Source organism: Hoeflea ulvae, from assembly GCF_026619435.1.
Classification (GTDB): domain Bacteria; phylum Pseudomonadota; class Alphaproteobacteria; order Rhizobiales; family Rhizobiaceae; genus Hoeflea; species Hoeflea ulvae.
In genome coordinates, this window is record NZ_JAOVZQ010000001.1 from 3,286,093 (window position 1) to 3,304,421 (window position 18,329).

General features: G+C 63.2%; 13 protein-coding genes and 1 pseudogene. 5 read left to right on the forward strand and 9 right to left on the reverse strand.

What is annotated here, in order from left to right:
• Window positions 1–55: 55 nt before the first annotated feature.
• Window positions 56–670 carry a DUF922 domain-containing Zn-dependent protease gene (locus tag OEG82_RS15610; protein ID WP_267613315.1) on the forward strand — a complete coding sequence of 205 codons (615 nt, stop codon included), beginning with the start codon at window positions 56–58 and terminating at the stop codon, window positions 668–670.
• Between the two features lie 402 nt (window positions 671–1,072).
• Here the strand turns inward: OEG82_RS15610 and OEG82_RS15615 are convergent, their stop codons facing one another.
• The 3 genes from OEG82_RS15615 to OEG82_RS15625 all read right to left on the reverse strand — a co-directional run bounded on the left by OEG82_RS15615 (window position 1,073) and on the right by OEG82_RS15625 (window position 2,996).
• Complete coding sequence (locus tag OEG82_RS15615; protein ID WP_267613316.1) at window positions 1,073–2,098, reverse strand: NAD(P)/FAD-dependent oxidoreductase; 1,026 nt, start codon at window positions 2,096–2,098, stop codon at window positions 1,073–1,075.
• Window positions 2,099–2,125: 27 nt separating this feature from the next.
• Entirely contained in the window at window positions 2,126–2,446 is a 321-nt protein-coding gene (locus tag OEG82_RS15620) for a 2Fe-2S iron-sulfur cluster-binding protein (protein WP_267613317.1), read from the reverse strand.
• A 181-nt stretch (window positions 2,447–2,627) separates the two neighbouring features.
• Window positions 2,628–2,996, reverse strand: a complete 369-nt coding sequence (locus OEG82_RS15625) for an Hpt domain-containing protein (RefSeq protein WP_267613318.1) — start codon at window positions 2,994–2,996, stop codon at window positions 2,628–2,630.
• 380 nt (window positions 2,997–3,376) lie between these two features.
• Between OEG82_RS15625 and OEG82_RS15630 the strand changes: the two genes are divergently transcribed.
• Together OEG82_RS15630 and OEG82_RS15635 are read left to right on the forward strand one after the other, a co-directional pair.
• Entirely contained in the window at window positions 3,377–9,028 is a 5,652-nt protein-coding gene (locus OEG82_RS15630; protein ID WP_267613319.1) for an apolipoprotein A-IV repeat region-like domain-containing protein, read from the forward strand.
• Between the two features lie 85 nt (window positions 9,029–9,113).
• Window positions 9,114–9,569, forward strand: a complete 456-nt coding sequence (locus OEG82_RS15635) for a VOC family protein (protein ID WP_267613320.1) — start codon at window positions 9,114–9,116, stop codon at window positions 9,567–9,569.
• A gap of 75 nt (window positions 9,570–9,644) precedes the next feature.
• Here OEG82_RS15635 and OEG82_RS15640 read toward each other — a convergent pair whose 3' ends face one another.
• The 6 genes and pseudogenes from OEG82_RS15640 to OEG82_RS15665 all read right to left on the reverse strand — a co-directional run bounded on the left by OEG82_RS15640 (window position 9,645) and on the right by OEG82_RS15665 (window position 14,491).
• A complete protein-coding gene (locus tag OEG82_RS15640; protein ID WP_267613321.1) occupies window positions 9,645–9,824 on the reverse strand; it encodes a hypothetical protein in 180 nt (59 codons plus the stop codon).
• A gap of 9 nt (window positions 9,825–9,833) precedes the next feature.
• Window positions 9,834–10,058 carry an EF-hand domain-containing protein gene (locus OEG82_RS15645; RefSeq protein WP_267613322.1) on the reverse strand — a complete coding sequence of 75 codons (225 nt, stop codon included), beginning with the start codon at window positions 10,056–10,058 and terminating at the stop codon, window positions 9,834–9,836.
• A gap of 373 nt (window positions 10,059–10,431) precedes the next feature.
• Window positions 10,432–10,992 carry an ABC-type transport auxiliary lipoprotein family protein gene (locus tag OEG82_RS15650; RefSeq protein ID WP_267613323.1) on the reverse strand — a complete coding sequence of 187 codons (561 nt, stop codon included), beginning with the start codon at window positions 10,990–10,992 and terminating at the stop codon, window positions 10,432–10,434.
• Between the two features lie 113 nt (window positions 10,993–11,105).
• A pseudogene (locus OEG82_RS15655) lies at window positions 11,106–12,477 on the reverse strand (MlaD family protein).
• A complete protein-coding gene (locus OEG82_RS15660) occupies window positions 12,477–13,361 on the reverse strand; it encodes an ABC transporter ATP-binding protein (RefSeq protein ID WP_267613324.1) in 885 nt (294 codons plus the stop codon). Before OEG82_RS15660 ends, OEG82_RS15655 begins: the two are co-directional and overlap by 1 nt.
• Window positions 13,362–13,372: 11 nt before the next feature.
• Entirely contained in the window at window positions 13,373–14,491 is a 1,119-nt protein-coding gene (locus tag OEG82_RS15665) for an ABC transporter permease (RefSeq protein ID WP_267614971.1), read from the reverse strand.
• A gap of 172 nt (window positions 14,492–14,663) precedes the next feature.
• Here OEG82_RS15665 and dgcA point away from each other — a divergent pair, with 172 nt between their 5' ends.
• Both dgcA and OEG82_RS15675 read left to right on the forward strand, forming a co-directional pair.
• A complete protein-coding gene (gene dgcA, locus OEG82_RS15670) occupies window positions 14,664–15,647 on the forward strand; it encodes an N-acetyl-D-Glu racemase DgcA (protein ID WP_267613325.1) in 984 nt (327 codons plus the stop codon).
• Between the two features lie 338 nt (window positions 15,648–15,985).
• Window positions 15,986–18,304, forward strand: a complete 2,319-nt coding sequence (locus tag OEG82_RS15675) for an NADP-dependent malic enzyme (protein ID WP_267613326.1) — start codon at window positions 15,986–15,988, stop codon at window positions 18,302–18,304.
• The last annotated feature ends 25 nt before the right edge of the window (window positions 18,305–18,329 follow it).

The window sequence follows — 18,329 nt, forward strand, 5'->3', positions numbered from 1 at the left end:
ATGACCTGGCGGCTTGGCGCAAGTTCCGCAGCATTGTCCTCGACCGGAGTTATTCATGCGCCTCACTCGCATCGGCATCATGGCGCTGTCATTGTCCCTGTTCCCGTATCCCGGCGTCGCCGACCCGGTGATCAGCAAGACCTATTCCTATTTCAACATCAGCGGCCGCACCGGTGCCGAGCTTGAACGCGAGCTGACCCTGCGCGGCCCGATGCTCGAGCAGACAGGCACCCGGCATCCCGGCGCCACCCGGATCAAGCTTGGCGGTTCGGTGAAATATGAAAAGCTCGACGGCAGATGCCGGGTGATCGGGACCGAGGTCAAGCTCGAGACCCACCTGACCCTGCCGCGCTGGAAGAACCGCGCCTCGGCCGACAAGGACACGAGACTGATCTGGGACACGCTGTCCTCCGACATCAAGCGCCACGAGGAACGCCACGCCGAGATCGCGCGGCAACATGCCCGCAAGATGGAAAAGGCACTTGAAGCGCTACGGCCGCAAAAGACCTGCGAGAAGATGAAGGCCCGGGTCGACGCCACCACCAAGTCGATCATCGAAAAGCACGCCGCCGATCAGGCCCGCTTCGACCGTGTCGAGGCGGCAAGCTTCGAACGGCGCATGCTCAGGATGCTGCGCTTCAAGGCGGAAAAGCGTCACAAGGGCGGCTGATTCTCCGCCGGGACACGTGCGAAGCCAACGTCCCTTGAGAACCTGCGATGCCATCTGGAAACAACCGGGTTGACGCCTGATGCTGATTTTGTGCTGTCTTTTTCCGTTGCTGGGATCAAAACACCCACAGGAACAACAACATTTTCACAACCACAGTATTCTCAAGTGATGCGAGTGTAAATTTGGCACCCCAAATTCCCACCGGGCACTCCTGACAATATTCGAAGCGCCGCAACTAGGTCATATTGCAGTCAAGAGGTCTTTTAATCAAATGATTCGAGTTCTCCCGGCGCAAGGAAGCCTCTTGATGGTCCTCCCCCATCGAGTCTGATAACCAATGCGCCCATTTGCCTCGCTTCCCCACCAGGGGAATGCGAGGCTTTTTTTGTCCGCAATAGGGGCCTACTGAACGCCGAGCTTCTTCTGCAGGCTGGTCGAGGAGGTTGTGTACTGGAACACAAGCTTCTGGTCTGGATGGGCCAGCCGCTTGACCGCCTGCGTCATCAGGGCGGCTTCATGGAAGCCAGACAGGATCAGCTTGAGCTTGCCCGGATACCAGTTGATGTCGCCGATGGCGAACACGCCGGGAATGCTCGTCTCGAATTTTTCGGTGTCGACCGAAATCAGGTTCTCGTGCTGATTGAGGCCCCAATCGGCAATCGGCCCGAGCTTCATGGTCAGGCCGAAGAACGGCAGCATGCGATTGCAGGCCACCTCGATCTCGCCGTCGGGGCTCTTCAGCGTCGCCGCGGTCAACTGGCCGTCCTCGCCCTTCAGGCCGGTGACCTGGCCGACCTGGAAGTCGATCTTGCCCTCTTCCTTCATGGCGAACATCTTGTTGACGCTGTCGGGTGCAGCGCGGAAATCCGGACGGCGATGCACCAGCGTCACCGATTTAGCCACCGGCTGGAGATTGAGGGTCCAGTCGAGCGCGGAATCGCCGCCACCGACGATGAGCAGGTCCTTGTCGCGGAATTCCTCCATGCGCCGCACGGAATAGAACACGCTCTTGCCCTCATAGGCCTCGATGCCGGGCACCGGCGGCCGCTTGGGCTGGAACGACCCGCCGCCGGCCGCGATCACCACCGCGTGGCAATGCAGCAGTTCGCCCTCGTCGGTCTCGACTTCGAAACGGCCATTGTCGAGCTTGCGGAACCCCGAAACCATGCGGTTGAAATGGAATTCCGGCGAAAACGGTGCGATCTGCTCCATCAGGCGGTCCACAAGAGCCTGCCCGGAAATTTCCGGCCAGGCCGGAATGTCGTAGATCGGCTTTTCCGGATACAGTTCCGCGCATTGTCCACCCGGACGGTCGAGAATATCAATCAGGTGGCATTTCAGATCATAGAGACCAAGCTCAAACACGGCAAACAGGCCAACCGGCCCGGCGCCCACGATCACGACATCGGTTTCAATCGGGGTAGACATCAGCACTATCCGGGAAAAAGAGGAAAATCAGGCCTGCCGCTCGGGCACATGCACCACCAGACCGTCCAGTTCCTTGCGAACCTTGATCTGGCAGGAAAGCCGTGAGGTCGGACGCACGTCGAAAGCGAAATCGAGCATGTCCTCTTCCATTGGCGCCGGCGCCCCGACCGTTTCAACCCATTGCTCGTCGACATAGACATGGCAGGTCGCGCATGCGCAGGCGCCGCCGCATTCTGCTTCGATTCCGGGAACGGAATTGCGGATTGCGTTCTCCATGACCGTCGAGCCGTTTTCGGCATCAACGTCAAAACGCGTTCCGTCATAGGCGACTAGGGTAATTTTGGTCATGACAGCCTCTGGCGTATTCACTTGTGGAAGTGAGGCTTTCATACACGCTGGACCGCATGAGGCAAGAATGAAAACCTCGCTGCGACCGCGTTGCGCGGCATGGTTTTCCAAAACGGCGATTTTTCTGCAGAAATCGCCGCATCCACCGCGCATTGACGCGGTGGCGTCTCAGACCGCCGTCTTAGCGCATCAGGCCGACGATGAAACTGTCGGCGTCGATCACCGACCCGGCAAAGGCCGACACGGCGGCCGCATTGCCCGGTCCGGTTTCGACCTCGGCTGCACGACGCGCCACATCAAAGGCGCCGATTGCCTTGGCGGCTCCTGCGAGCCGGTGTGCCAGTTCGGAGCGCGCCGCATCGTCCAGTGTTGCCATCTGGGCCACGGCCTCGCGCGCCTGCTTTGCAAACAGCGCCAGCACTTCGGTCTCCAGCGACTTGTCGCCGCCGGTCTGCCGTGCCAGGTGCACCAGATCGACCGGCCGCCCGCCCGAGGGTCGGGGCTGGTAGCTGAGTTCCGGGGCTTCGAATGCAATACTGAGCGCCGCCATGGCGGATATCCTTTATGTCAACAACGGTGGAGGTGAGTGTGATGGTGGCGGCCTCTCCATTCCGTAAACACCTGCGTGGCCCGGACGGGAAAAACTGCCGGCATGGTTAACGGCCGGTAAATGTGGCGAATGATTGGCGTTTACGCCTCTTTCTGACACAGAAGTGCACCAAAAACCGGTGGACGCCGGGGCCATCCCATCGCTTTTGTTTGTTAAATTCCGCCGTGTGTGCCACTAAATTGGAGGTTTGAGGGTCCGGAAACGGGCGTTGGCCGGATTCTCCGCTCGTTCGCGTGGAACCGGCACCCTCAGCATTTGGGCGTGCAGCACTGGCGGATCGCACGAACAATCCCTCTTTCGGGCAACGAGGCTTGAGTAGTATGAGTAAGACACCAGCGGACAAAAGCATAGACGAGCAGACATTCGAGGCGCTTGAAGACGCCCTGAATATTGATCTGGCCGATGACGGTCTGGACATGCTTGACGACATCTCGCTCGAGGAACTGGAAGACAAGGTCTCCAGCGCTGCCCGGGAGCTCAAGAGCGCCGGTCAGAAGCCCGAGACCGCGAACCTGTCTGCGCCGCAGTCCGAGCAACAGGACAAGCCCTCCCCGCAGCGCACCCCACCGCCCACATTCACGCCTGTCGGCCCGCTGGCGCCCGCCAATGATGACGGCCGCAAGACCACCGCCGGTCTCCTGCGCGCACTTGAAATCCGTTCCAGCCGCAGCGCCGTCCGCAATGCCACCGTCATTTCTGTGCTCTGGACCGTCGGCGTCCTTGGCCTGGCAAATCTGCTCTACGGCCCTGACATCTGGCAGATCCGCTCGGCCTCCGATATTCTGGCGATGCCCGCCGCCATCGGTTTCCTCGTAGCGATCCTGGTACCCGTGCTGGTCTTCTTCGCCTTCTCGATCATGATGGCGCGCGCACGCGAAATGCGCTCCGCCGCCCGCTCAATGGCCGAAGTGGCGCTCCGCCTCGCCGAACCCGAAAATGTCGCCGGCGACCGCATCCTGACCGTCGGCCAGGCCGTGCGCCGCGAAGTCTCGGCCATGAACGAGGGCATCGAACGCACCATCGCCCGCGCCTCTGAACTCGAAACCCTGGTCCATTCCGAAGTCAACGCCCTGGAACGCAGCTATTCGGACAATGAAATGCGGGTCCGCGGCCTGGTGCAGGAGCTGGGCTCGGAACGCGATGCCATCGTCAACCATGCCGAACGCATCCGCGCCTCGATCTCCGGCGCCCATGAACAGCTCAAGGACGAGCTGACCACGGCCAGCGAAGAGATTTCGGCACGCATCTCGACTTCCGGCGAGGCATTTGCACAGCTGATGGAAACCCGGGCCGCAAGCCTGCAGGAACGCACCATCGAAACCAGCCGCCATCTGGAAGACCTGCTCGATGGCCGCGCCGATGCCCTGGTGACCGCGCTCAAGACCTCCGGCAGCGAACTGACCGACGAGTTCGACACAAGGCTGGAAATGCTCAATGTCCAGCTCAACCAGCGCGGCAAGGCGCTGTTGTCCGAATTCGAGACCCGCGCGTCCACGCTCGACGCCAACACCGAAAAACTCAATGCCGCGCTGGGTGAACGCGCCAGCCAGCTCAATGAAACGCTGATTGCCCGCACCCGCGAAATCTCCGACAGTCTCGGCGTCGGACAGCAGGCGATCACCTCGGGTCTCGAACAGACCCTGGCGATGCTCAATTCGTCGCTCGATGAAAAGGGCGCATCGTTCCGCCAGTCGCTCAAGAGCAGCGCCGATGATGCAATCATGGATCTCGATCTGCGCTCCGGCTTCTTCGAGGAGAAACTGGAATCCTCGATCAGCCGCCTGACCGCCGCCTTTGACGAGCGGGTTGGTGAATTCACCTCCGCCTTCGACAGCCGCGCGGGCAGCCTCGACGGCAAGCTGTCAGACAGCCTGTCGCGCATCAACGAGACCCTCAATGGCGGTACCAATGCGATGGACGGCATTCTCGCCGCCAGCCTCGAACGCATTGGCGCAACACTTTCCGATCGCGCCCAGGCCCTGGAATCCTCGCTGGGCACCGGCGTCCAGCGTCTGGAAAACTCCACCTCTACCGCCGCATCCCGGATCGAAAGCACCTTGACCCAGCGCGCCCAGGCACTGGAAACCGCGCTCGGATCCGGTGTCGAACGGCTGGAAACCACCACCGAAACCGCCGCCAACCGCATCGAGACAAGCCTGGCCGAACGCGCAGAGACACTCGAATCGGCCATGGGCGCCGGCGCGCAGCGGCTGGAATCCTCCACCGTCACCGCCGCCTCCCATATCGAAAACACCCTGGCAAAACGCGCCGAAGCGCTGGAATCGGCGCTGGGCTCTGGTGTCGAACGCATGGAGACCTCCGCTGCGACCGCCACCAGCCGCATGGAAACCAGCCTGGCCGAACGCGCCGAGGCACTGGAAAACGCCCTTGGCGCCGGCGCACAGCGGATGGAATCCTCCACCGCCACCGCCGCTTCGCATATTGCCGCCACCCTGGCCAAGCGCACCGAGGCGCTGGAGACGGCGCTGAGCTCGGGCGCCGAGCGGGTGGAATCGTCCACAGCAGATGCCGCCTCGCGGATCGAGACAACACTGTCAGAACGCGCCCAGGCGCTGGAGACGACCATGAACTCCGGCGCGCGCCGGATGGAATCGTCCGCCGCCAATGTCACCGCACGCATCGAGTCCACCCTGACCGAACGCGCCGAGGCACTTGAAAATGCGCTCGGCTCCGGCGCCGACCGGATGGAATCCTCCACCGCAAACGCCGCATCGCGGATAGAGACCACCCTGACCGAACGGGCCGAGGCGCTGGAAACGGCCATTGGCACCGGGACGGCCCGGATGGAATCCTCCTCCAACAATGCTGCAGCCCGGATCGAAACCACCCTCGCCCAGCGGGCCGAGGCGCTGGAGTCCACGCTGGAAGCAGGCATGGGCCGGCTCGAAAGCTCGACCTCGAATGCCGCCAACCGGATCGACGAAACCCTGTCCAAGCGTGCCAGCAACCTGGAAGCGGCCCTTGCAACCGGCGCCGAACGCCTCGACGAAAGCCTGTCGGAGCGGACCAACGAAATCGTGTCCGGCATCGCCGGCAAGGTCACCGATCTGGAATTCGCGCTCGCCGCCGGCGCGGAGCGGATCGACACCAGCATGAACGAGCGCTCTGCCGCCCTGTTCGGCACGCTGTCCGAGAGCGCCGAGTCGCTGGACCGCAAGCTTGGCGAAAGCGCCGCAATCTTCGGATCGACGGTCAACCAGGCTGCCGATGCGCTCGACGGACGCCTTGCCGAGCGCGCCGCGGCCATCAGGTCCGGGCTCACCGATGCGACCCAGCAGCTTTCCGCCACGCTCGACAGCGAAGGCCAGCGCTTTGCCGAACTGACCACTTCCGCCTCGGATCGGATCGACGCCAGCTTCGTCAAGGGCAATGACCGGATCGAGGAACGCCTGACGACCATGAACAACATGATCGGCATCGGGCTGGAATCGGTCTCCAAGACGATCGAAGGCAAGGCCACCGGCCTCGCCGCCAAATTGCGCGATGCCGTCGCCAACGCCGCCGTCGAACTGGACGAAGGCGCGCTCAAGGCCGGCGAAGCGCTGGGATCGATCGGCTCTGGGTTTGCCAGCAACATGGATGAACAGGCCCGCCAGTTCGCGCGGACCATCGACGAACATGTCGAACAGCGCACCGCCAACCTGGCCGCCCACGCCGACAACATAGCCGAGCGACTTTCCAGCGGCGCCGCCAATATCGGCACCGAGGCCAACCGCATCAGCGATCTGGTCGAGCGCGTCGGCCACACCGTCGAAAACCAGGCAAACACCATTGCCACCACGCTGGATTCGACCGAAGCCCGCTTTGCCGCCCAGGCCACGGCACTCACCTCGCGGCTGGAATCCGAAACCGGCGCGATTTCGAGCCGGATATCCAAGACCGCAAGCGACCTGGTCACCGCCCTTGACGACACGGCCGGCGCCGTCGATGCCCGCCTGACGACATCGGGAGACAAGCTCATTGCCCGCACCGGCTCGCTTGGCGAGACGCTCGAGCAGAAGGCGGCCGCCATCATCAAGCAGATGGTGGAAGCCGAACAGGCCATGGACACCCGCGCCACGGCGGTTCACTCCACCCTGGACGAGCGCACCCGCGAACTCAATTCGATGCTGGCCAGCCGCTCCGCCGAGCTGTCCCGTGTCATCGACGAACAGGCCCGTCCGCTGGTTGACCGCTATGCGGCCAGCGGCGAGGAATTCGCCACCCGGCTGACCGAGGTCACGCAGACCTCGACCGATCGCCTCCGCGCCGAAAACGCGGCGCTGATCAACGCCATCACCAACAGGACCAGCGAAACGCTCTCGGCCATCGAGAATGTCAACCAGAGCCTCAGCGGCAATGTCGGCACCTTGCTTGAGCGTCTGGGCGCCAGCAATGCGGACATCTCGGCAGTTGTCGAAAAGGCTGCCGCCACCCTGGGCGCGGCCAACGCACAGCTGAGCGAGACGTCGGGCGAGATTTCCTCCTCGACCGAAAAGGCGGCGGAACTGCTCTCCGGCTCCGCCCGGCTCCTCGACGGCAAGGTCGAACGGCTCACCGACATTTCCAGCCGCACGCTCAACCAGGTCGGCGCCATCGCCGGCCGCTTCGACGACCACTCGCGCGTGCTGGCTTCCGCATCGGATCTGCTCGGCGCGGCGCAGTCCAATCTCGCCTCGACGCTGGAAGAGCGCCGTGAAGCGCTGCAGGAACTCTCGCTCGGCCTGGTCAATCGCTCCGAACAGATCGAAACCACCATGCATTCGCTCGAGGACATCGTTCTCAAGGCCTTCTCCGGCGCCGACGAACTGTCCAAGCGCGCCGCGGTGCGCCTTGAAGGCGGGCTGCGCAATGCCGCCGAAAGCGCCACCAGGCTGCTTGATGACACGGAAGGCAAGGCACATTCGGTTGCGGCGGTGATGCGCGAGAGCGTCCGCGAAGCGGTCGAGGACACCGACAAGCTGTTGAGCGAAGCCGAAGCCCGTGCCAAGGCCGCCGCCGGAATCATCGCCGGAAACATGCGCGGCGCGGTGGAAGACACCGAAAAGCTGCTGAGCGAAACCGAAACCCGCGCCCAGTCCGCAGCCAGCCTGATGACCGGAAACATGCGCGGCGCGATGGAGGATGCCGACAAGCTGATGCGCGGCTCCGAAACCCGGGCCCAGTCCGCAGCCGGCCTGATGCGCGAAACCGTGCGTGAAGCCATTGAGGATGCAATTGCCCGCTTCTCCGGCGCCACCGACGAGATCCGCAAGTCCGCCGCAGACATCAAGCGCGAACTCGACGACACCAGGAGCGAGCTCAAGCGCGGCGCATTCGACCTGCCCGAGGAAACCCGCGAAAGCGCAGCCGCCATGCGCCGTGCTGTCGCCGACCAGATCAAGGCGCTGCAGGAACTCTCGCAGATCGTCGGTCAGTCCAGCCAGCGTGCCGAAGTCAGCCAGCCGGCGCCACGTCCGGAACCGCGTGCGCCTGTTCAGCAGGCCGCGCCGCAGCGTCAGCCCGCTCCCGCCCAGGCAGCACCGGCGCCCCGCAACGAGGTTCCCGCCCAGCGGGCTCCCTGCGCGGCAGCGTCGATACGGCATCGGCCGCACCGGCCAAAAGCCAGGGCTGGGTCAGCGACCTGCTCCGCGCCGCATCCCGCGAGGAACAGAGCGCTGCACCGGCTCCCGTCGCCCCGAAGAAGCAGGAGCGCAATCCGCGCCATGTCGTGGAATCGCTCAATTCGCTGTCGGTCGACATTGCCCGCGCCATCGACCATGACGCCTCGGTCGAGCTGTGGCGGCGTTACCAGCGCGGCGAGCGTGATGTCTTCACCCGCCGGCTCTACACGCTCAAGGGTCAGCAGACCTTTGACGAGATCAAGGACAAATACGGACGCGAGCCCGAATTCCGCGCAGCCGTCGACCGCTATATCGCCGATTTCGAAAAGCTGCTCTCCGATGTCGCGCGCAATGATCGCGACAACATGATGACCCAGACCTATCTGACCTCCGACACCGGCAAGGTCTACACCATGCTGGCCCACGCCAGCGGCCGTTTTGACCGCGACTGATCATGTCCGGGCCATCTGACAGACTGCAAAACCCCGCTCAAAGGCGGGGTTTTGCCATTTCAGGACTGGGCGAGATCGCCATCCGGTGCGTTGATATTGCCGCCATGACCGCCTTCTACCGCGACATGCTGGGGCTCGAACTGCTGGCTGATCGCGGCGGCATCATCTTTTTCAGGCTGAACAATGGCGTCGAGGGTCACACCGCCGTGCTGGCGCTGTTCGATCCGCTCGTCAATCCCGAACGCGGCGCTTCCGTGGCCGCCTCGTCGACGCTGCATCACATTGCGCTGAGCCTGAGCCAGGCCGACCAGCAGACCGCCTGTTGCTGGTTCGACGCCCATGACCTGCCCTACAGGATCCAGGACTTTGGCTGGATCGGCTGGCGTGGTGTCTTTGTTACCGACCCCGACGGCAACACCGTCGAGCTGGTCTCCGCCGGCTGGCCCGTCAACGACTGAAGCTCGACACACGTCAATCCGGGGACCAGCGCACTGGTCCCCGGACGAGACGTCCGGTCTGTTGTGGGGTGGACGTCAGTCCGCCGGGGAGGCAGGCGGAGTGGCTTGGTCCGCCGGGGCATCGGTGATCGATCCGGGGACCGTTTCGCCCTGCTCCGTATCCGCTCCGCTTCTGTCATCACAGCCGGCAATGCCGAGCAGTGCCAGGGCAAGGGCCGACGCCGTGATGAGGCTGGTCAGGGGATGATGTGTCATGGCGAAGGCCTACTGGCCCGTTACCGTGGCATATTCTTCCGCCGAGAGATCCCCGCTTCCATCGACATCAGCCGACTTGAAGGAATCTTCCGACGCGTCCGGCATTGCGGCCGAGACTTCTTCCCAGCTCACGGCGCCGTTCTGGTCTGTGTCGACCGAGGCGAAATCCGCAGCCTGGGCGAAAGCGGGGGCGGCAAAGCCGACAAGGGCGAGTGCTACAAGAATGCGTTTCATTGCGTCTCTCCTGTTTTCTGGACATGTCCAGTGGGGTGTCAGGGCCCGATCCTTGAAATGGACCAGTACCCGCACGCAACAATAGTCCGGCAATCAGGGCCGCAATTCGACTATTCAATGTCGAAATATTGATCGCAGATCACAATAGATGAACATATATGAAAATATTTGGCGAACACTTCATGTGAACTCGCAATCTACACAGATCACATCACGATAAATATCTGACTATACGCTACATTCCGAAATATTTCGCGATGAATTGAAGCGTGTACATAGGCAATCCGGGGAAAATACCCTTTGGATTGTCATCGGATGCAATGGAAATGGATTGCCGGCGCGGAAGCATCGCGGCAGCAAACGCGCAGCCCCGTCAGATCTGTCCCAGCGTCCAGCCGACCAGATCCTGCACCACGGCTTCGAATGCCTGGTCGAGCGACTGTACGTAAGCCGCATTGCCGCTGCCGCTGACCGGTGTCGTGGCGCGGAACACTTTCGTGGCCACCACGACGCCATTGCGGTCATTGAGGATCTTGGCCGACAATTCGACCACGGCGCGCTCGCCGGCATCGACCTTGATCTCGAAGGCGCGGATGGCGGTGATGATCTTGAAATCGATCGCCAGCCCGTCGCCGGGACGACCGACCCCGCCGACCCGGCCGGAATTCTCGAACGCCTGGACCAGCTTGTCCTGGACGATCTTCGGCAGCCGGTCCGACCATTGCGACTTCGCCAGATATTCGATCGAGGACGGCGTCGGGCGGATGACGATCTGCTCGCTGTCGAGCGCCTTGAGCGCGGTCGGTTCGTTGATCAGGATCTGGCGGTTGCGCGACGACTGGCCGGCCACTTCGGGGGCCGCGGAAAGGCCGTAGGTGTCTGGCGGTGTGGAGGCGACAAGCCCGCCCGCGCAGCCGGACAGTGCTGACAGCATGGCAATCGCAACTATCCATCGACTCAGGTTCACGCTTACGCCACTCCCAAAGGCCTGTGTCAGGCCGCTTTCCAATTCGTTAACACATCTCTTGCGAGGCATACAACAAAGAGTCAACGGCGCGTCCGTCCGTCATATTGCTTGACCGTGTCGCCGCCGAAGATCAGCCGCTGCGGATCCTGCTCGATCGAGGAGATCGACCGCTCGATGCGCTCGATCGACCGCCGCGCGTCATTGACCAGCGCCTCGACGTCACGCAGGCCGGAGCCCGAAAAGCGCTGCAGATTGTCCGCGATCGGGCCGATCCCGGCATTGAGCGAATTGGCGACATCCCGGAACGATTTGAGCGTCGCCTCGGCATCGGCAATCAGCGAGGAGGCATCGCCCTCCCCGAGGAAGCCGTCGAGCTTGGCCAGAACCCCGTCGACGCGGGTAGACGCCGCATTGAGCGTGCTGGTCATCTGCTTCACATCGGTGATGATGAGATCGTAGTCTTCCTTGCGCGCGCTGAATGTCTCGGCCACGCCGCGGGCATCGGCCAGCGCCTTGCGCGCATCCGCACTTGCCAGCGCGATGTCATCGACAGCCTGGCCGACCTTGGCCGGATCGATCCCGGAAATCAGCGTGTCGACCTTGTCGAGCGAGGCGCCGGCATCGGCCGTGAATGTCTCCAGCGATTGGGCGGCATTGCGAAAGCTTTCGAGCGTCTGGGTGATGTCGCCCGACGCGTCGGCGATACTGGCTGTGACCTTGTCGACATTGCCGAGAATACGGTCGATTTTCTGTGGATCAACCGCCTTGATCAGGTCTTCCGCCGAGCCAAGCGCGCTGTCGATTCGGCCCGAGAGCGATTTCACCGTCTCCGACAGGCTTGCCACGCTCCTGAGGAAGTCATCGATGCCGTCGGCATTGTCGCGCAAGGCGCCGGTGAAGATCTCGGTGTTCTTCAGCGTCTCGGTCAGCGGGCTGCGCGCATCCTTGACGAAGCCTTCCACCTCGCCGATCACCGTATTGGCCCGGTTGAGAATCTCGTCGGCGGTGGCAAGCAGGTTGGTGACGCTGGACGGATCGGCCTCGATCTCGGCGATCTTCTCCTCGGTCAATGCGCGCAGCAGGATATTGTCCTTGGACGGCGTGCCGCCCTGCAGCTCGATATAGGCCGATCCGGTCAGGCCCTGGATCTCCAGCGCCGCACGGGTGTCGGTGTAGATCGGCGTATTGGCCTGCACCTCGGTCTGCGCAATCACATAGTCGGGATTTTCCGAGATCGACGCTCAGCCGGCGGATCACGCCGTAGGGAATGCCGTTGAACCGCACCGGGGATCCGACCGAAAGCCCGTTGGCCGAGCCGGGAATCCGGACGATCAGCTGCGTGGTTTCACCGCCGCCGCCATAGCGCGCCATCCAGTAGACGAAGCCGAATGCCGAGATCATCACCACAAGGGTGAAGAAACCGACGATGGCGTAATTGGCCCGCGTTTCCATTACTGCGCTTCGCTCTTCCTGCTGTCCGCCGGGCTCGATCCCGGATCCTGCTGTGCGTCTGGCTTCCGGGGAGTGCCTGGAATCCGGCGTGCTCTCTTGCCCTGGAAATAGGACTGCACCCAGGGATCGTCAAATGAAAGCATGTCCTCGATGGTTCCTTCCACCAGAACCTTCTTCTGACCCAGCACGGCGATCCGGTCGCAGACCGAAAACAGGCTGTCGAGATCATGGGTCACCATGTAGACCGTCAGCCCCAGCGTGTCACGCAACTGCGCGATAAGCTCGTCGAACTCGGCTGCTCCGATCGGATCCAGCCCGGAGGTCGGCTCGTCCAGAAACACCAGGTCCGGATCGAGCGCCAGCGCCCGTGCCAGCGCCGCCCGCTTGATCATACCACCGGACAGCTCGGAGGGGTATTTGTCGGCCGCATCCGGCGCCAGGCCGACCATCGCCACCTTGAGCTCCGCCAGTTCGTCCATCAGCGGTTTTGGCAGATCCAGATATTCCCGCATCGGAACCTGGATGTTTTCGCGCACCGTCAGCGCCGAAAACAGCGCACCCTGCTGGAACAGCACGCCCAGGCGCATGTCGAGTTCGATCTTCTTGGCCTCCCTGACCTTGTCGTAATCCTCGCCGAGAATCCGGATCACGCCCTTCTGGCGCGGAATCAGCCGCAGGATCGAGCGCATCAGCACCGACTTGCCGGTGCCGGAGCCGCCGACAAATCCGAGGATTTCCCCGCGATAGACGTCGAGATCGAGATGGTCGAGCACCTTGTTCTTGCCGAAGGCCACGCAGACATCGCGGGCCGACAGGATCACCTCCCGCTCCGCTTCGGGATCCGGCACCAGTCGTTGCGAATGATTTGGCTCTTGCGGGGTCATGTCGTCCTGTCTCAAAAGTCGATCGCCGCGTAGAACATGGCAAACAGCCCGTCGACAAGGATCACCACGAAGATCGCCTTGACCACCGAAGCCGTCACCCGGCGCCCCAGCGATTCGGCACTGCCGCCGACCTTCATGCCTTCCACCGCCGCGACGATGCCAATGATCAGCGCCATGAACGGCGCCTTTATCATCCCCGATGTGACCGTCGACATGTCGATGGCTTCGCGCAGCCGCGCCACGAAGACGTCGGGGGTAATGCCCGAATAGGTCCACACCACGGCGGCCGCGCCGAGCAGCGCCGCGAAATTGGCAACCACGGTGAGCAGCGGCAGCACCACGGTCAGTGCCACCATGCGCGGGAACACCAGCACCCCGATCGGGTTCAGTCCCATCACCTTGAGCGCGTCGACCTCCTCGCGCATCTTCATCGAGCCGATTTCGGCGGTGATCGCGCTGCCCGAGCGTCCGGCGATCATGATCGCGGTCAGCAGCACGCCGATCTCGCGCAATTGCAAAATGCCGACCAGATCGACGACGAAGACCTCGGCGCCGAAATAGCGCAACTGGAAGGCACCCTGCTGGGCAATGATCGCGCCGATCAGAAAACTCATCAGCAGGATGATCGGCACCGCACGCACACCCATGTGGTCCATATGGGTGACGATCGAGGCCGGCGATATCCCCGAGGAACGGTCGAGCTTGAGCTGGGCGCCGCGCACGGCCGATCCCAGAATGTAGAGCGAGGCGATGAAATCATCATAGAGCTCATAGATGGTCTTGCCGATCGGCGCGAACATCCGTTCGAACAGCGGCGCCTTGGCCTTGGCCGTTGCCCCTTGCCTGTCGGCGAGATCCGGAAGCGCGGCGATCAGCCCCTCTGCCTGCCCCGACGCCCCCACCAGCCGGGCCTCTGCGCCGCGGGCATGGGCTGCGGCCATGGTCTTGCGCACCAGCCAGGCTCCGGCGGTGTCCAAATTGCTGACATCGCTCAGATCGATCTCCAGCGGCTTGCCCGACAGGCTGCCCTGGAATTCCAGCATCCGGCCATAGATCCCGGAGATCGCGGCATGGCGCCAGTCTCCGGACAGGACCAGCGTCTCGGTCTCGCCCGAAATGTGCCGCTCGATCTGGGGCGGCGGACCGCCGTTTCGCCCGATCTGAGCATCGGCCCTTGTATCTTTTGGCTGTTCAGTCAACATGTTCCACACATAGCGGGTCACTGTGGAACTGTCACCGGACAGCTTCTGTATAACTGCCGGCCGGCTTTATAATCGACACTTTATTCACGGACACACACCCATGCCCAGACAGCTTCACGCCCAGATCGACAGCTTCCCCCTGACGCGCGCCTTCACGATTTCGCGCGGCGCCAAGACCTCCGCCGAAGTCGTCACCTGCACGATCACCGAAAACGGCGTCAGCGGCCGCGGCGAATGCGTTCCCTACAAACGGTACGGCGAGACGGTGGAAGGTGTTGTCGAGGCCATCGAGGCCTTCAACGACGCCATCGCATCGGGCATGAGCCGCGAGGAACTGCAGGACGCGATGGCAGCAGGCGCTGCCCGCAACGCCATTGACTGCGCCCTTTGGGACCTCGACGCCAGGCTCTCCGGCAACCGCGTCAGCACGCTTGCCTGCCGCATCCTGCCGCGTCCGGTTCCCACCGCCGTGACCATCTCGCTGGGCGATCCCGCCGACATGGCCGATGAAGCCCGCGCCCATTCCTCGCAGAAACTGCTCAAGGTCAAGGTCGGAACCTCCGACGACCGGGCGCGGATGCATGCGGTGGCAAGTGCGGCGCCCAATGCGGAAATCATTCTCGATGCCAATGAAGGCTGGGACGAGAGCAATATCCGTGAGCATCTCCTGCTGGCGGCCGAACTGCACATCGGGCTGATCGAACAGCCGCTGCCGGCCGACAAGGACGAGATCCTGGCCCACATTCCGCATCCGGTACCGATCTGCGCCGACGAAAGCGTGCACACGCTGGCCGATCTCGAATCGCTTGTGGACCGCTATGACGCGATCAACATCAAGCTCGACAAGACCGGCGGCCTGACCGAAGCGCTGCGCATGCGCGACCATGCCCGCGAGCTCGGTTTCGGCGTGATGATCGGCTGCATGGTCGGCACCTCCCTGGCCATGGCGCCGGCCGTGCTGCTGGCCCAGGATGCCGACTGGGTCGATCTTGACGGGCCCTTGCTGCTGGCGCGCGATCGCTCGCCGGGACTGGTCTATGCCGGCTCTCTGGTTTCACCGCCATCTGCCGAACTGTGGGGATGACGCCGCCCGGCGCGGCGCCGGGTGATCAAACAGGTTTCATTTGCGGTGGATCAGTTCTAGAACTGAGGTCGATCGACCAGGTTTTTTAAGGGGGGACATCCGCATGATACCGGATCAGGTCAGCGTCGCGCATTGCAGAGCCGCTGGAACAGTCCCCGTCGGCCCCTGCCCGCCCTTTCCGCCGGTTCCTCCGGGCCCGTTCACCACCCCCGCCGCCCACGCCGCGCGCCGTCGCAGACCCCCGGTCCGGCGCGCTTTTTGCCGCGCATGCGGGTGAACCGAACCCGCCTTTTGCAGCCGATCCCAGCCAAATTGCCCAGTCAAGAGAAGTACCGCAGATGACCTCCAAAGACACCAAGCGCGTCAGCGACCCGAAACCCACCAGCGGTGATCTCGACGAGAACGCGCTGTTTTACCACCGTTACCCGCGGCCGGGGAAACTCGAGATCCAGGCGACAAAGCCCCTGGGCAACCAGCGCGACCTGGCACTGGCCTATTCGCCCGGCGTCGCCGCCCCCTGCCTGGCGATCCGCGACAATCCGGATGCGGCCGCAGCCTATACCGCGCGCTCCAATCTGGTCGCCGTCGTCTCCAACGGCACGGCCGTGCTCGGGCTTGGCAATATCGGCCCGCTGGCTTCCAAGCCGGTGATGGAGGGCAAGGCCGTCCTGTTCAAGAAATTCGCCGGCATCGATGTTTTTGACATCGAAATCGACGCGCCGGATGTCGACCGCATGGTCAGCGTGATTTCCGCGCTCGAGCCGACCTTCGGCGGCATCAATCTCGAGGACATCAAGTCGCCCGAATGCTTCGAGGTCGAGCAGCAGCTGCGCGAGATCATGGACATTCCGGTGTTTCATGACGACCAGCACGGCACCGCCATCATCGTCGCCGCCGGCATCCTCAACGGCCTCGAACTGGCCGGCAAGTCCATCGAGAGCGTCAAGATCGTCACCTCCGGCGCCGGCGCTGCGGCCCTGGCCTGCCTCAATTTGCTGGTCGAACTGGGCGCCAAGCGCGAGAACATCTGGGTTCATGACATCGAAGGCCTGGTCCATGAGGGCCGCGAGGTGCTGATGGACCAGTGGAAATCGATCTATGCGCAGCCCTCGGACAAGCGGACCCTGGCCGAATCGATCGGCGGCGCCGACGTGTTTCTCGGCCTGTCGGCTGCCGGCGTGCTCAAGCCGGAACTGCTGGCAACCATGGCCGAGCGGCCGCTGATCATGGCGCTGGCCAATCCCTCGCCGGAGATCATGCCTGACCTTGCGCGCGAAGCCCGGCCCGACGCGATGATCTGCACCGGCCGCTCGGATTTCCCCAACCAGGTCAACAATGTCCTGTGCTTTCCCTATATCTTCCGCGGCGCGCTCGATTGCGGCGCCCGCACCATCAATGAAGAGATGAAGATGGCGGCTGTGCGCGCCATTGCGGCACTGGCCCGCGAGGAGCCCTCCGACATCGCCGCCCGCGCCTATTCCGGCGAGACACCGGTGTTTGGCCCGGAATATCTCATCCCCTCGCCTTTCGACCAGCGGCTGATCCTGCGCATCGCTCCGGCGGTCGCCGAGGCTGCGGCCAAATCCGGCGTCGCGCGCCGGCCGATCACCGACATGGAAGCCTATGTCGACCAGCTCAACCGCTTCGTGTTCCGCTCCGGACTGATCATGAAGCCGCTGTTCACCGCCGCCAAGACTGCGACCAAGAAGCGCGTCATCTTTGCCGAGGGCGAGGATGAACGGGTCCTGCGCGCCGCCCAGGTGCTGCTTGAGGAAGGCGTGGCCGAACCGATCCTGATCGGCCGTCCCGGCATCATCGAATCTCGGCTGCAGCGCTTTGGCCTGCGAATCCGGCCCGGCGTCGATTTCGAGGTGACCAATCCCGAGGACGATCCGCGGTTCCGCAATTATGTCGACGAGTATTTCGCGCTGGTCGGACGCAAGGGCGTGATCCCGGAAGCAGCGCGCACCATCGTGCGCACCAATCCCACAGTGATCGGGGCGTTGTCGCTGCGGCTGCGCGAGGCTGATGCCATGATCTGCGGTCTTGAAGGCCGCTATGCCCGGCATCTGCGCGATGTCTCGCAGATCATCGGCAAGCGCGAGGGCGTTATCGATTACTCGGCGCTGAGCCTGCTGATCTCGCAGCGCGGCGCCACCTTCTTCACCGACACCTATGTCTCGTTCGATCCCTGCGCCGAGGAAATTGCCGAGACCACGATCATGGCGGCCGAGGAAATCCGCCGCTTCGGCATCGTGCCGAAGGCGGCGCTGCTGTCGCATTCGAATTTCGGCTCGCGCGATTCCGAAAGCGCGCTGAAGATGCGCCGGGCCATCGAGATCATCCGGGCCACCGCTCCGGAGCTCGAAGCCGATGGCGAAATGCACGGCGACTCGGCGATGTCGGAAGCGCTCAGGCGCCGGGTGATGCCCGACAGCACGCTCTCGGGCGAAGCCAATCTGCTGGTGTTTCCCAATCTCGATGCCGCCAACATCGCGCTCGGCGTGGTCAAGACCATGACCGAGGCGCTGCATGTCGGTCCGATCCTGCTCGGAGCGGCGATGCCAGCGCATATCCTGTCGCCATCGGTCACCTCGCGCGGCGTGGTCAACATGGCGACGCTGGCCGTGGTCGAAGCCTCCTCGGCGGGCGATTAAGGTAAACAAACGGTTGTGATTGGCG